General features: G+C 53.0%; 13 protein-coding genes. 4 read left to right on the forward strand and 9 right to left on the reverse strand.

Annotation, left to right across the window (positions count from 1 at the left end):
• The first annotated feature begins 82 nt into the window (after nucleotides 1-82).
• The 4 genes from ACH3PB_RS06465 (at nucleotide 83) to ACH3PB_RS06480 (ending at nucleotide 4,705) form a co-directional block, all read left to right on the forward strand.
• Nucleotides 83-1,429 carry a glycerophosphodiester phosphodiesterase family protein gene (locus ACH3PB_RS06465; RefSeq protein ID WP_416398641.1) on the forward strand — a complete coding sequence of 449 codons (1,347 nt, stop codon included), beginning with the start codon at nucleotides 83-85 and terminating at the stop codon, nucleotides 1,427-1,429.
• A gap of 167 nt (nucleotides 1,430-1,596) precedes the next feature.
• Nucleotides 1,597-2,916 carry an alpha/beta hydrolase gene (locus tag ACH3PB_RS06470; protein WP_416398642.1) on the forward strand — a complete coding sequence of 440 codons (1,320 nt, stop codon included), beginning with the start codon at nucleotides 1,597-1,599 and terminating at the stop codon, nucleotides 2,914-2,916.
• A 102-nt stretch (nucleotides 2,917-3,018) separates the two neighbouring features.
• A complete protein-coding gene (locus tag ACH3PB_RS06475) occupies nucleotides 3,019-4,281 on the forward strand; it encodes a cation:proton antiporter (protein ID WP_416398643.1) in 1,263 nt (420 codons plus the stop codon).
• 211 nt (nucleotides 4,282-4,492) lie between these two features.
• Entirely contained in the window at nucleotides 4,493-4,705 is a 213-nt protein-coding gene (locus ACH3PB_RS06480; RefSeq protein ID WP_416398644.1) for a diacylglycerol kinase, read from the forward strand.
• Nucleotides 4,706-4,821: 116 nt separating this feature from the next.
• Here the strand turns inward: ACH3PB_RS06480 and rffA are convergent, their stop codons facing one another.
• From rffA to ACH3PB_RS06525, 9 genes are all read right to left on the reverse strand, one after another.
• Nucleotides 4,822-5,964: a dTDP-4-amino-4,6-dideoxygalactose transaminase gene (rffA, locus tag ACH3PB_RS06485; RefSeq protein ID WP_416398645.1), complete on the reverse strand. Its 1,143-nt coding sequence runs from the start codon at nucleotides 5,962-5,964 to the stop codon at nucleotides 4,822-4,824.
• Nucleotides 5,961-8,213, reverse strand: a complete 2,253-nt coding sequence (locus ACH3PB_RS06490; RefSeq protein ID WP_416398646.1) for a hypothetical protein — start codon at nucleotides 8,211-8,213, stop codon at nucleotides 5,961-5,963. Before ACH3PB_RS06490 ends, rffA begins: the two co-directional genes overlap by 4 nt.
• 63 nt (nucleotides 8,214-8,276) lie before the next feature.
• Nucleotides 8,277-8,651: an EamA family transporter gene (locus tag ACH3PB_RS06495; RefSeq protein WP_416398647.1), complete on the reverse strand. Its 375-nt coding sequence runs from the start codon at nucleotides 8,649-8,651 to the stop codon at nucleotides 8,277-8,279.
• The gene (locus tag ACH3PB_RS06500; protein ID WP_416398648.1) at nucleotides 8,648-9,079 is read right to left on the reverse strand and encodes a hypothetical protein; all 432 of its coding nucleotides are present in this window, start codon (nucleotides 9,077-9,079) and stop codon (nucleotides 8,648-8,650) included. The genes ACH3PB_RS06495 and ACH3PB_RS06500 overlap by 4 nt, the downstream gene beginning before the upstream one ends.
• Nucleotides 9,080-9,561: 482 nt before the next feature.
• On the reverse strand, nucleotides 9,562-10,230 hold the full coding sequence (locus tag ACH3PB_RS06505; RefSeq protein WP_416398649.1) for an acetyltransferase: 669 nt from the start codon (nucleotides 10,228-10,230) through the stop codon (nucleotides 9,562-9,564).
• Nucleotides 10,227-10,862, reverse strand: a complete 636-nt coding sequence (locus ACH3PB_RS06510) for a class I SAM-dependent methyltransferase (protein ID WP_416398650.1) — start codon at nucleotides 10,860-10,862, stop codon at nucleotides 10,227-10,229. Before ACH3PB_RS06510 ends, ACH3PB_RS06505 begins: the two co-directional genes overlap by 4 nt.
• Nucleotides 10,843-11,772, reverse strand: coding sequence for a glycosyltransferase family 2 protein (locus tag ACH3PB_RS06515; protein ID WP_416398651.1), 930 nt, complete (start codon nucleotides 11,770-11,772; stop codon nucleotides 10,843-10,845). Before ACH3PB_RS06515 ends, ACH3PB_RS06510 begins: the two co-directional genes overlap by 20 nt.
• Nucleotides 11,769-12,461, reverse strand: a complete 693-nt coding sequence (locus ACH3PB_RS06520; protein WP_416398652.1) for a WbqC family protein — start codon at nucleotides 12,459-12,461, stop codon at nucleotides 11,769-11,771. Before ACH3PB_RS06520 ends, ACH3PB_RS06515 begins: the two co-directional genes overlap by 4 nt.
• Nucleotides 12,458-14,023 carry a hypothetical protein gene (locus ACH3PB_RS06525; protein ID WP_416398653.1) on the reverse strand — a complete coding sequence of 522 codons (1,566 nt, stop codon included), beginning with the start codon at nucleotides 14,021-14,023 and terminating at the stop codon, nucleotides 12,458-12,460. The genes ACH3PB_RS06520 and ACH3PB_RS06525 overlap by 4 nt, the downstream gene beginning before the upstream one ends.
• Nucleotides 14,024-14,358: the final 335 nt, after the last annotated feature.

Here is a 14,358-nt window from a genome sequence, read left to right on the forward strand (position 1 = left end):
ATGACTCAGGTAGCGTGGACTTGCTGTGGCAGCGTATGAGTAGTCGCCGCTCCAATAATCAGAAACTGCAGGACTCTTAATCATGATTACCCGACAACACTTCGCAATTGGTGGAATCGTCGCCGTAGGCCTTCTCGCTGGGAATTACGCTCATTCTGCCGCCCCCGAGGCTGCTGACACAGCAGCAGCCGACCATCGCTACGCCGACCTCAAGGAAAAGCTGGGTTCACTGCTAGAGAAATATCGCGACAACAGACGCAAAGGGCGAGCAGAAGCGCAGCTTGGTCCGCGTCCTTTCTACCTTGTCGAAGACATGGATGAAGGCAGACTGAAGCAGCGACTGCAGCAGTGTGCCGATGGCCCGTTTTACCGTACTGATTTCTCCATAGGCCACCGCGGAGCCCCATTGCAGTTTCCCGAGCACACCAAGGAATCGTACGAAGCCGCTGTCGTCATGGGTGCGGGCATCGTCGAATGCGATGTCACCTTCACCAAGGATCGTGAGCTGGTCTGCCGCCATTCACAGTGTGACCTTCACACCACGACGGATATTCTCGCCAAGCCTGAACTGGCTGCGAAATGCAGCGTGCCGTTTACGCCAGCTGACCCAGTCGCAGGCACACCGGCTAGCGCGAAGTGCTGCACCAGTGACATCACGCTTGAAGAGTTCAGAACGCTCAAAGGCAAGATGGACGGTGCCAATTCCAAGGCCACGACCGTCGAAGGCTATATGGCTGGCACCGCGGACTATCGCACCGATTTGTATTCGCAGAACGGCACGCTGATGACGCACCGCGAGAGCATCGAGCTGCTGAAGTCGCTCAAGGTGAAGTTCACGCCCGAGCTCAAGGCGCCGGAAGTCGACATGCCATATGAGGGTGACTACACGCAGGCTGATTATGCCAGTCAGATGATTGAAGAGTACAAGGCCGCCGGTATCGATCCGCGCAAGGTCTGGCCGCAGTCCTTCAATCTGGAGGATGTGCTGTTCTGGGTTGATAACTATCCAGCCTTCGGTCAGCAGGCCGTTTATCTCGACGGCCGCTATTCAGATCCTGCCTTCAATCCCATGGACGCCAGCACCTGGTCGCCCAGCATGACTGAGCTCAGAGCTGATGGCGTAAAGATTATTGCCCCACCAACGCCGGTTCTGGTGACGCTGGATGCTGAAGGCAATATCGTACCGTCCGAGTACGCCCGCAGAGCGCGCGCGGCAGGCCTGGATATCATCACCTGGTCGCTCGAGCGATCTGGTCCACTGGCCAATGGCGGCGGTTTCTATTTTGCCAGTATCGCTGACGCCATCAATAACGACGGCGATGTGATGAACCTTATTCATGTGCTGGCACAGGACGTCAAAGTCATCGGCATCTTCAGCGATTGGCCAGCGACCGTGACTTACTACGCCAACTGCGCGAACTTGAAATAAGGCTGCCCGTCCAGTGTGGCTGTGCCGTTGCGACGCCTGGAGAGCCCTTCTCCACCGGCCAGTCGCAGCGGCAACGCTTCAGCCGAATCCGCTAGCCCACTGCCCTTCGATCACTTAAACTGAATTGAGCTGTATGGTAGTCCCTTCAACCTTCAAGGGAGTTATCTATGCTCGCCCCATACCTAATTCACCTTGCCTTGCAGGCTCTAACGCCAGCTCAGGCGGTGGAAATCAGCCCCGTTGGTACGAATGGTCACGTGCCGGCCGCGGTGCCTGTCAATATTCGATACACCACACTCAAGCCCACGCTCGCCGATCAGGTCTTTCACATCGACGGGCAGCTTCACGAGCGACGTCCGCCAGCAGGTTCGCAGTTCGGTCCACAGATCTTCCAATATTCAGAAGGAATTCCCAATGGTGACAAGCGTCTGCTAAGAATTTGTATCGACGAGGACGCCGCGGATGAAGCCTGTGGCTATGCCGAGATGAGGGGGGGGCCGCCGCCAGCGGGTGTCGATGTGCCTGAATTGTTTTCGGCAGCGGATCTGTCGGATCACTTTCAAGTTCTAGCCGATTGCAAACCCGTCTGCGGCTATTACTCGAATGTGTATTACGGTGACCCCGAGGTGAGCTGGGTGCCGGAGCGCGGTGACGGCTTGGCAGATGGACTTAGAATGGATCTCTACTATTCCAGCGCCGGGGGACATCTCGACGCAGCCGCAGCGCCAAGCACCCTGGTGATTTATGCCCATTCGGCTGGGTCAAACAAGGAATCACTACTGACGCGGGGTCAATCCCTACTCAGATATCTGTTACATGTTGCCAGATCTGGCTCGGGTGTGGTGGTGGCCTCGGTGGATTTCAGGCATCCATTGAAGCAGCTCGCAAACGACCTCACCCCGGTGTCGGTTGCCGACCTTAGTTATGCCGTGCAGTTCGCCCGTTATCATGCCGCTGAGCTCAATATCGACCCTGAGAACATTTTCCTCGTAGCGACGTCACTTGGCGCCGGCGTGGCGGTTCATGCCGGTGCCCGCGAAATCGCCAGTCCGTCTGATCCGTCACCAGTGAGGCGAGTCTCATCGGCAGTTCGCGGTGTGATCGCCCGCGACGCACAAACATCGTTCTCACCACACTGGTTCCGCAGCCACTTTCTGGAGGCGCCTGTGGCAGCGCGTTACCAGCGGGATCTGCTTGATGATGAATACCGGCTCATCTACGGGCACGCACCTGCCGGCGTCAACCCTGACTCGCCACAGATGGAGCTGCTCTACACCGGCAGCGCTATCGACCATAAAGTGACGGCACAGGAGTATCTGAGTAGAACAGTCGACGTGGTCCACCTGCCTAACTACGGCTTGGCGATGGAGGCCCAGTATCGGCTATATGGTATTGAAGATCGGATTCGAGTCGTAGAGCGTTACTCGGGCAACTTTAGCCTTGATGCTGCACGTTTCGTTGCGGCGCATCGAGGTAACACAAATTGACGTGGGGCTTGCGCGAGTACTTTAGGTACTCGCGTGATAGCGCGACTGCAAGCGTGCGTATAAGAGGAACGCCTGACTTATAGCCAACTGCAGTGGTGACCGATGACGATTGAACTTCACGATGTATTCTATATTGTCACCGGTCTGGTGTTCGCCGGCTTCACTTTCGTCCCGCTGTTCGGTCGTTCACCTTTTGTTACAGCCCCGATCGTTTTTCTGATCGCGGGCGCGCTACTTGCCCTGTCACCACTCGCCCTGCCCTTGGTCGATCCGCTTGAGTCGGTACTGTCGCGCGACACCATCGAGTATCTGACAGAGCTGATCGTCATTATCGCGCTGGCCGGTGCCGGTCTTGCGGTCGATCGTGAGGCAGGAAAGCGGGAGTGGCAGCACACCTGGGTCCTGCTCATTCTGGTGATGCCGCTCAGCATCGTGGCTGTGGCCTATCTCGGTTACACAATGGCCGGGCTTTCTATTGCGTGCTCGATGCTGCTTGCTGCCGCCCTGGCGCCGACAGATCCGGTGCTTGCACGCGCCGTACAGGTCGAGGGGCCGCTCAAGGGTGAGGAGGACGATGTCAGGCTTTCGCTCACAACAGAGGCTGGCCTGAATGACGGCCTTGCCTTTCCCTTTGTACACCTCGCTGTGGTGCTGGCCGGCATGTCGCTCGCGGGCGTTGCGGATATCGATGTGGATAAACTCTGGACATGGGTATGGCTTGACCTTCTGTACCGCGTGGCGATGGGAGTCGCCGCCGGTTGGGTAATCGGTCACCTGGTTGCAAGATTTGTGTTCAGTCGTTATGGGGACGCTGCAACTGGTGGCGAGAATCAGGGCCTCGTCTTGATGGCTTCGACCTTTCTTGTTTATGGCCTCACCGAGATGGTGGGCGGCTACGGCTTTCTAGCCGTCTTCGTCTCAGCCCGAGCAGCGAGAGCCTTCGTGCGTGGCACTGAACACGAAAGCTACGCCACCATGCCGCACTGGTTCTCCGATCAGATCGAGAAGGTGCTGTTGGCACTGCTGCTGTTGTGGCTCGGGTCTCTAGCCGTCTCAGGCATGCTCAACAGCCTGTCGCTTGGCGAATTGGGCGTGGCCTTGCTACTGATCTTCGTCATTCGTCCGGTGATCGCGTACATCTGTCTGCTGCCCACCCAAGGGAGCCGGTTCGACCGTGGGCTCATCGCCATGATGGGTATCCGTGGCTTTGGCACCTTCTTCTATGTTGCCTACGCGCAGAGCCAGAGCAACTTCGATGATATCGAGTCGATCTGGCGCATCTGCATCGTGGCAGTGATTCTGTCGATATTTGTGCACGGGATGACTTCGGCGATGGCCGAGCGGATGGCGGCGAAGCGGGCGTGATGCGGTGGGCTTCCGGCCTTGATTGGCGGCTGTCATTGATCGCAGCTGCCTCCGATCAAAGCTGCCTCGGCCCCGCAATGCTGTTAGCATAGCGGCCCTGTTCCGCAGCTGCAGTACCCGCGCCAATGAAAGATAAAGACGCCGAAAGCGCCCGCTCCCTCAAGGGCGGCAAAGGCCTCAGCCGAATCCTCAACTCCACCGCTACTCGCTGATGGGGCTGAAGACCGCCTTTTTGACTGAGGCTGCTTTCAGGCAACTCGTGTATATCAATCTGGTGCTGCAGCCGAGCGCGCTGAGCCTGGATGTGTCGAAGGCCGAGCGGGCGATCCTGATGCTGGTGCCGTTGTTGTCGCTGGCGATTAAGTTGCTGAAAACGGCGATTGAGAATGCGGTGGATCCGGTTTCGCTGGATATTCATGTTTGATGAAGCCGCCAAGGCCGCGCCCGCTACAAAGAGAGGCAAGGGACTGTTAATGGCCACTTAAATTGACCGCACCTCCATTCTACTGCGACCGTTTCACGCGACAACAGGCTCCGCTGCTACCTTAGCGCGCTGCGCAACACCTCAACAACGCGATCCAGCTGTTCTGTCGACAGACCAACCCACAACGGTAGTCGTATTAATCTCTCGGCCTGCTTATCGGTAATATCTAAGCTCCCATGTGCACGTCCATAGCGCCCACCGGCAGGAGACGAATGAAGAGGCACGTAGTGGAAGACTGACGAGATTTGGTTTCGCTTGAACGCATCAAGCACTTTCTGCCGGTCGATTTCAGGCGACAGCAGTACATAGTACATATGGGCATTGTGGCCGCATTCGTCTGGCACTACGGGTCGCCTTAGTGCTCCCCTCACCTCGAGCGGCTCGAGAGTGTCGTGATAGCGCTGCCACCTCGCCAAGCGCTCGGTTGTTATTCGATCTGCCTCTTCGAGCTGCGCCCACAAAAAAGCAGCGATTAGTTCGCCCGGAAGAAACGAAGACCCCACCTCTTGCCAAGTGTATTTATCCACTTCTCCTCGAAAGAAGCGGCTGCGGTTGGTGCCTTTCTCACGGATAATCTCTGCACGGGAGACGAGGTCAGGGTCATTGACAAGTAATGCTCCGCCTTCTCCCGAAATTACGTTCTTTGTCTCATGAAAGCTGTAGGCTCCTAGCTCACCGATGCTGCCCAGAGCCCGCCCCTTATAACTCGCCATCACGCCTTGCGCTGCGTCCTCCACTACCTTTAAACCATGCCGCTTGGCGATCGCCATGATCGTATCCATCTCGCACGCAACACCCGCGTAATGGACCGCCACTATCGCTCGGGTGCGCGATGTAATCGCCGATTCAATCAGCCTCTCATCCATATTCAGTGTATCTTCTCTGATATCAATAAATACGGGAACACCCCCGCGAAGCACAAAGGCATTGGCGGTAGAAACGAAAGTGTACGACGGCATGATAATTTCGTCGCCGGCCTGAATATTCAATAACAAAGCGGCCATTTCTAGGGCAGCAGTACATGAGTGCGTAAGCAGCCCGATATTGCATCCGGTTCGTTCCTCTAGCCAGCCGTGGCAGCGTTTTGTGAACGGCCCATCACCTGCCAAACTGCCATTGAAATGCGCCTCAGCAATGTAGTAGAGCTCCTTTCCCGTCATGTGAGGCCAGTTGAAGGGAATGCGGTTTCCATTTGTCATTGTCGTACGTTCTCCAAACATCTGCATCGAGACTTCTGCCAGAGTTTGAAGCCTGTCAGAACGAGTAAGAAAAACCAGAAAAAATGTCCTAGCCATGCATAGCGTACGAGAGGTTTGAAGTCGAGACGCACGCGACTAGTCTCCGGAGGCAGAATCACCCCCTGAAAAACTCCATCGATTTCTACGGTCTGGGCTGCCTGCCAACCCTCATTGATGTAGGCGCGGGCTTGCCAGTCTCGATGAAACTTCTGGCTCAGTAAGAAAACAGATGGTGCCATTGGTGCCACCTCAAATTCGAGAATATCACCTTCATCCAAAATTTTTATAGGCGTACGCGTTGGTAAACTTCGCGCATCTCCAATAGTCAATTTTTTTTGGCTCATTTCAACCTGAGGCGGAAGCAGTTGCAGACTTTCCCCCATGCGGGAAACAACCTTGTAAAGGTAAATACCCGACTCCTCACCCAGAGGCTCCAGATTTTCATTCCCCAATTTGCCCGACGAAAGAATCAGACTGATATTGCTCATCCAAAACATAGATCCGGCATAGTCGGGGTCAATGACCCCGTTATAGCGGCCATAAGTGTGCATCTGGCCACCAAGCTCGTTGATCAGAGTGTGATATCTCGTAGACGAGAGGCTGTTATAGCTATGCACAGAGGCGAGATTGAGTGTGGCGTTGAGGTTTGGTGGCAGCACTGGGATCCCTGGCGCAGCAACTGCGAAACGACTGCCCGGGGGAAGGTTCGCCCTCACCTTCTCAACCAGCGGCGAAGTCACTGCTATCTGCGTAGGGTCTTGCTTAAGTATCAGCGGGTACGAGGTCAGGATCAAGCTTCCGCCAAGAGCCAACATCAAAAGCAACGGGCGTGATCGCTCGTTTTGGGCGAAGAGCAGACCGGACACCAAGAGCATTCCCGCGACCAGTCCCCAACAAATAGGGACATCTTGTGAAATGCCGTATGTAACACCCACAATAAGCAGAGTGAGAATGGACAGCCCCCCGATCAAGACTGCCCTTCCAATGTTGCGGTCATGCGTGCGCTTTACAAGAGCATCAATACCAAGTGCAGTGATTATGGTAAGCGGTAACATGATGCTGCCTAGCGGGGTGCTTCTGGAAAGATTGAAACCTAGGAATTTGACTCCGAGTACGTACAGTGGGTGAACGAATGCAAGCAGACACAGGACTACAATCGCCAGCCACCAGCCCCAGATTTTATTGAACACAGTAAATAGTGCGACTACTGAAAAAAAGACGACGGTCAGCGTTACGCTCAGACCATCGTAGGAAAAAGGGAAAGATGGGGCGATCGGGTGGCCAAAAATTTCAGGAACGGTGCTCAAAACTAAAAAGCGGATTAACTCATCGAAGTTTGCGAACTTGGGCAAAACGGCAGTGAAGAAAGAAGGATCGGGCGACACTCTCGCTGACTCGGATGAGAGAACTGCCAGGTCTCGGTAAACGGGAAATGCGAGAGCGGCTCCAACAACTAAGGCAGACGCAGCAAGCGCCAGGAACTTAACCGGTGCGACGCGGCTGATCCTTAATTGATGGTAGGCTAACCAGAGGCTATACCCCCCCAGCAAATAGGCATGAAAGACGACGGGCTGCGGGTAGGCTGTCATCAGCAAGCTGTAGCCGCTGAACGCCAAGACACTCCAGCCTATGATATCCGCACCTTTCGCCAGACGAGTGATCGCCCAAAGGCCCCCCGCTGACCAGCACCATACTGCTGGAAACATGGGAAAGGTGAGCCAGTACATGAATAGCGGAGACGCCGCAAAACCTGTTCCTGCAAGTAAGCCCGCAGTGGGGCTCAAGCCGATCTCTCTGGCAAACAATAAGATAAATAAGCCACCGAGGAAACAGGTTCCCAAGGAGAGAACAGTGATGAAATGCCAAGGACTACCTGTTGCCTGAGCGATTAACCATGAAGGCAAATAGGCCGGGCTGAATCCAGATATTTGATAGGCTGGGCGCCCCAGTTCATTTTGGTTAATCCACAGCGTCAACCAGCCAGAGCGTGAGCCGTTCAAGTGCTCGGAAATTTCAGGGATATAGCCGTTGGTAAAATCACTGAATTTACGGTTCTCTAGCTGATTGGCGCCAGTCCGATCTGCAGCCGCTAGCTCTGAGTGTTGGCGATGAGGAGCAATTACCTCTCCGCCGATCACTAAAGGCAAAATGAGTAGAGCAAAAACTAAAGCATAGAGAAGTACAGCGCCTCGGTAATTTAAACTAGCCAAGGGACGGCCTCGTGCCTACTAATACTAAGAATTTGGTAAAAGGAACTGGTGGGCTGAATACAATTAACCACGAGCCGCCACCAAGGTGCCCAGCACTATCAATCCGACTCCTAAGGCTTTTTGCACGGTCATTGGCTCATTCAGCAGCCAGCCGCTCAGCAGCAAAACCACAACAAAGTTAAGGCTCATGAAAGGGTAAGCGTGGCTTAAGTCGAATTTTGTCATGGCTCCCATCCAGGCAAGGGACGCAAGAAATGCGGCTGCAAAACCTGAAAATATCGCGGGATCTAAAAGAAGCGACAGGAGAAACTTAAGCTTGTCTGCCAGACCGGTGGGAAGTGAGCCTAACTCGCCAATGCGCCACTTGAGAACTAGTTGCCCATACACCGTGAGGCCTATCGTAGCGAAAATATACGAGTAATCTAAATAGCGAATCATAGCCCCTGCTCCAATACAGCTAGACCGAATCCAGTCTTCCCGTATCCATTACCGTTGTAAAGCATGTACCGATCGCCAGCGTGATCGAACACGAATGGATACTCGATCATTTCTGAGTCCCAGCCAAACTTGGACACATTGATATCACATTCGGCGTCAAGCCGTTGCCACTGACGGCCATCGTGTGACTCTGCATAACCGATTCGATATGAAGGCCCCCTGAAGGAGTACCACATTTTCCAGCAGTCCTTGTCGCGGATTACCGACGGTCTGGAGATGGCATACTCCGTTTCATCCGAATAATCTATCGCGACGATACCCTCTCGTTCCCACGAAATGCCATCAGGCGATTCCGCATACTTAATATGGTAGCGATGCTCAGGCTTGCCATCTCGGATCCTCCAGTCAGTGCATGACAAATACCACATGCGCCATTTATCCTCGCCCGGAAGAACGCAACAGCTTGCGACAAAGTGGGGCTCTTTCATTGTGCGATCGAGTATTGGACCCCTCGCATATCTTTCAAATGTTTGATCATCTTTGCTGACAGCCAGTCCGAGGGAGTTTCTGAAGGGAACAGTTACCCCGAGATTCCATCCAATGTAGTACAGAAATCTTGTGTTATTATGGTGGGCAAGCCAGGTGGCCATAGCTCCACTGTCGTCGAACTCACCCACCCCCCCTGGGCATAGAACCGGGTTTGCCGATAGCTCGAGAATTTGACTCGGCCGAGTTATGTCTATGATTAGATAGCCAGTAAAGCTTTGGTTATTCTTGTTCCTGGAGCTGAAATAGACTTTGAAGTTGTCTCCTCCCACATTTTCCGCGATGGGAACTGCTGCATATGAGTGCAGCCAATCGTGTTCTCCGGACGCGCTATAGATCAAGCCAAGCTTCCGCCATCGATGGCTCATATACTCCTCAACCTGGTGCTTTGAAGCTTGGAGCGCTCGGTGGCTGCTCCAATATATAGCCCCTCAGGCTCGGCATTACCGAGCAGCAGCGCACCAGCGCCTACGACACACCGATCTCCAACTTTAATATGGTCGCGTAGCGTAGCGTTGACTCCAATAAAGCACTGTTCACCAATTTCTACGCCCCCAGAAACAACAACATGTGATGAGATAAAGGTGTGATCACGAATAATCGAGTGATGACCGATGTGATTACCACTCCACAACGTCACATTATTGCCTATCTTTACAAATGGCTGAATAGTATTGTCTTCAAAAATAAAGCAATTCTCACCTATTCTGCCGTCGTTAAGCAGCGTCGCACGAGAGCTTATATAGCTTACGAGGCTATAGCCCTTCTCTTTTGCTGCGACGAATTTTTCCTTGCGCACTGCATTGAGCTTGGAATAACTCAGCGCAACGAAAAAGACGAACTCGTTCGGCGGGTAGTTGATGATGACATCTTCAAACGCAACGACAGGTAATCCGCAAAACTCGGGCTCCTGAATGTAGTCGGCGTCGACAGTGAAGGCGGCGACTTCATAGTCCGAGTCGGTGCTAAAATAGTAATGTGCCAGTTGCGCGATTTCACCAGAGCCGAATACTACGAGTTTTTTCTTCATCATTGCTTCCTAACTAGAATAGTGAATTCGTATAGCCCATAGTCATGAAGCAGGGCGACTTGGCGAGAATAGCGACGTTTGCATAGATCAAACAATCGACCCGGGTCAGCGTAGTAGAGATAATCTCGCTTTTTATCTTCATCGGAATATGAAGTCAGGCAGTTGAAGGAGAAGCCCAGCTTGCTGGTTCGATCCAGAACGTCCAGCGTGGCTTTGAGGTAGTCATACCACTCGTCGTCAGTTCGCTTCAACCTTACGTTGAAAATTCCACTAGCAACACCATAGTCACTGACTGTGTCAGGCTCCGTTGCCGTTATAAATCTCGCTTTGCGTGACTGAGCGTTGCGTGATTGAGCGGCTTGGGTCATGTCGGCCGAGAAGTCGATCCCAAGATACGATCCCAGGGAATATTTGACCGAAACAAACTCAAGCAGAGCTCCGTAGCCACAACCCAAATCGCTCAACGAAAAGTCACGTACATCCGAATCAATAATCTTGCATAGTTGCTCGAACCGGACTGTCTGGCTCTCCTCACCATTCCAGTCTACGCCTCGAGGCGTCTCGCCATGTTCCGCCAACTTTTCGGAGTAGTAATCTGCGATATCATGGAGCAGCTTAGTCTTGTTGTTTTGCATAAATCTGCCTCACGATGGTATAGGGCCGTTGTTTCGTTTCTGAGAATATTTTTGATAGATAGATGCCTACTACCCCGATGAAAGAAATCACCATCCCTCCCAGCAGCCAGATCGAGGCCATCACGGAAGTCCATCCACTCATAGGTGTTGCAAGGAAAAGCCAGTGTGTAACGAGGTAAGCGATATAGACTAACGCGAACGAGGAAATTGACACCCCAATGTAAAAAATACTAACCAACGGCGCGTTACTGAATGAGGTAACGGAATTTACCAAAAGGGACATTTTCCTACGGAGTGTGTAGGTGGTCTCGCTAACATTATGTTTTTTAACAGTGTGTGGTCGCTGGTCAAATCCGGTGATGTGCCACAGCCCCGCCATGAACACCTCTCGCTCCTCATGCCGCAACAGGGCCTCGACATACCGTCGGCTCATCAAGCGAGCAGTAACAACATTCTCAGGCAGAGCAAGACCTGTAAGCGCTTTAAAAAAACGATAGAACCATTGTCCGCTCCATCGCTCGAACCAGTTTCCTTTCCTACGTTCCTGGCTCCCGTACACCACATCACATTTCTCCCGTTCCATCTGCAGCGAGAACGCTTCTAGCCACTCAGGTTCCTCTTCAAGATCGCTGTCAATTAAGAAAACTCGCTCTCCCTTAGCGTGCGCCAAGCCAGTCATCATGGCCTTGTGATGGCCGAAGTTTCGTGAGAGGTCGACGACGACAACGTGTGAACTCTGTTCCGCTAGCTTGATAGCTAGCTCAAGGCTGTCGTCGGGCGAACCATCGTTGACAAGGACAATCTCGAAGTGATCTCCGACCACCTTCCGGGCACTCGCGCTAGCGCGTTCATAAAACTCGCTGACGTAGGCTGCGGATTGGTAGAGAGTCGAAACGATCGAAAGCTTCATTCAACACATCTCATATAGCGAGGGGAGTCTTTGCCACAGTTGAACAATAGGTCAAGAATAGTGACTCCGTGAACGAACTCCCCCCAAAGCTGTGAGTATTCCGGGTAGCCTGCGTAGTTAAACCATGTCAGCTTAATCCCGCGATCCGTTAAAATTTTTTCCTCAACGTAGTCCTTGGCTGCTGGTCCTGAGATGTACTCGCTTCCGCCAGCCTGCACGCAGAGATCAACAAGACGTTCGGTCTTGCCATCCAGCAGGCTATAGTCCCATGAGCTTGTAATGGTCGTTTCGATTGCCAGATAATTGCAAATTGCTTCAATAAATCGCCGATTCAGTTGTGAAATATGAGTGAATGCCTCGCTGAGGTACAGTGGCTCTAACCAAGCGGCAATTTCAGCGAAATGCGGTGCGCGCCGATAATTCTGTAGCAACGCATTCCAATGCGCAGCTGCCCAGTCGGGACCGGCGATCTCTGTTTCGCGAATTTTCTGGTGGTATTTTCCCTTCACGAGCACAGGCACCGTGAGCCACTGAACACCTTGAGGAGTTTTGATCTGATTCCGATTACGCCAGTCGCGGCGTGTGTACTGCATATCGTCGTAGAGAATGAACTCGTCTACAGAGGCGATCAAGTCGAAGTAGCCTTTCCAGGGGATGTAGTTAGATTGCAGAATGGCGACTTTTTTCATTGTCCTGCGTTTCTCGCTTTGTAAATTTGGTACGCTGGATTGTGGGGGTTTGGTACCGGTTCAAAATTGTTGAGAATGTGTTGATGGATTAAGGGGTGGGTGTTTTTGAAGCGCAATTCCTCGCGTCCATCCAGCGGAAGATCAAGTATAAATGCAAAGCTTGGGCTTGACTCGCTAATGCGCGCTATTTCTTTTAACTCGAAAGTCTCAGAGCGAGGGAAAAGTGCATAACTCTCCCACATCGGTGATTTGCGCTCCAGCAATGCGTACGCTCCTGGCCAAAAGGGCGCTGCAATAAAGCTCTGTCCATTTGGGGCGAAGCGTTCAGCCAACTCACGAAGCAGCAAAACGTCGTTCGCCGTACCGGTACCTATTTGGAGGTCGTCGCCCGATATCTCGATAGTGACACACTGTTGGCTTGCGCGGCACTGCCAGCCAGGGTGAAAGACGTGCATCACCCAAAAGCTAGCCAGGCAGAGAGCTATTGTAACTGGCCACTTGATCGGAGCCTTGGCTGCCGACAATATGACTAACAATCCGACAAGCAACGGGAAGATGCCTTGAGCGAGATGCCCAACGTCCGCGCGTGAAAAAGCAAAGTGTGCGTAAGGAAGCGCTAGAAATGCTGATGCCACCAGCGCGGGCGGCACCGGCTTTTCCTTAAGTTTACGATACACGACCCAAATGACGGAGAGTAAACCAAAGAGAAGAATTCCAACGAAGAAAAGGCCGATCAGCAAGCCTCGAGAGGTTTCACCGATAGAAGCGACAGAAGAATTGATTGTCCATGGCCAAGGCACAGGTAATGGCAGATTAGTAGCCTTCTGCTCAAACAAAAATCGTATGCTGTCCCAAAAGGCGATTGCGAAGCCCGGAATCAGGACCGCCATAAAAAAAACAGGGAGAAAGCCAACTGTAACCCCTATAGCCCAACAGGCAAAGCGCATCAAAAAGCCTGGTTCAGAGCGACTCTTAATGTTTAGCCAAGCTATGACTCCAAGGCTGGCGACAGCACCATACACGCCATGGTTTCGACCGAAAACCGCCACCAATCCCACGCAAATACCTGTGATAAAGTAGCGCCTTGGTACCGGACGCTTCACCAGGTAGGTTAGAGCCCCAATCAACAGTATCGACAAAGAGATGTCGAAAAGTTTGTGTCGAGGGAACATCCACGCAACAAGTATCGCGGCCGACAAGAGCCAAAAATAGGCGTTGCCTTTGATGCCGCCTTTGCCGGACTGCGCGATCAATAGCAGTCCTGTAAATAGCCCTAGGGCTTGAAAGAGGGCTACGGAGGCGCGAACGCTCATGATGCCGTTTTCACCGGCAACCCTTAAAAGGGCGGCAGACCAGTAGTAGCGTCCTGGGTCGTATGCCATAAAGTCTCGGATCGGCACCTCGCCCAGCAAAACGCGCTGAATGCCGTACCAAAGAAAGCCTTCATCCCATAAATTGAAGCCCTTATTTCCCTGCCAAGTGTACTGAACAAAAACGACTATACAGGCAGTAAGAAGAACTAAGGTGAGTCTGAACTTATTATTTAGCTCGCTGGAATTCATAAACGTGTCTGGTTTCAATCTGTGGCTAGTTGTATTCAATCGACAACTGCATCGCTTGTCCAGCCGACCCCAGTAGGGGCTATCACCGGAAGCGCCTCCGCTGAAGGTTTATGGGCTCAGTTTGCTCTCGGGCCGGGGTCGAGTGCGTTTCGCACGGTCCAGAGCTCGGCTTCATCGGCAGCGTTAAAAGTTGCACATCGAGAGGTTCTGACAAGCTCGTTAGCGTCCCAGCTGGCTGGCACTAAGCGCCAGCATCATACACGAGTAGAAGCTGTTTTGTTTTTTGGCCGATCTTCTTGGCCAAACCATGCCCGCGCCCATTCTCACTTGCACGA

The organism is Allohahella sp. A8 (assembly GCF_047946665.1).
Classification (GTDB): domain Bacteria; phylum Pseudomonadota; class Gammaproteobacteria; order Pseudomonadales; family Oleiphilaceae; genus Allohahella.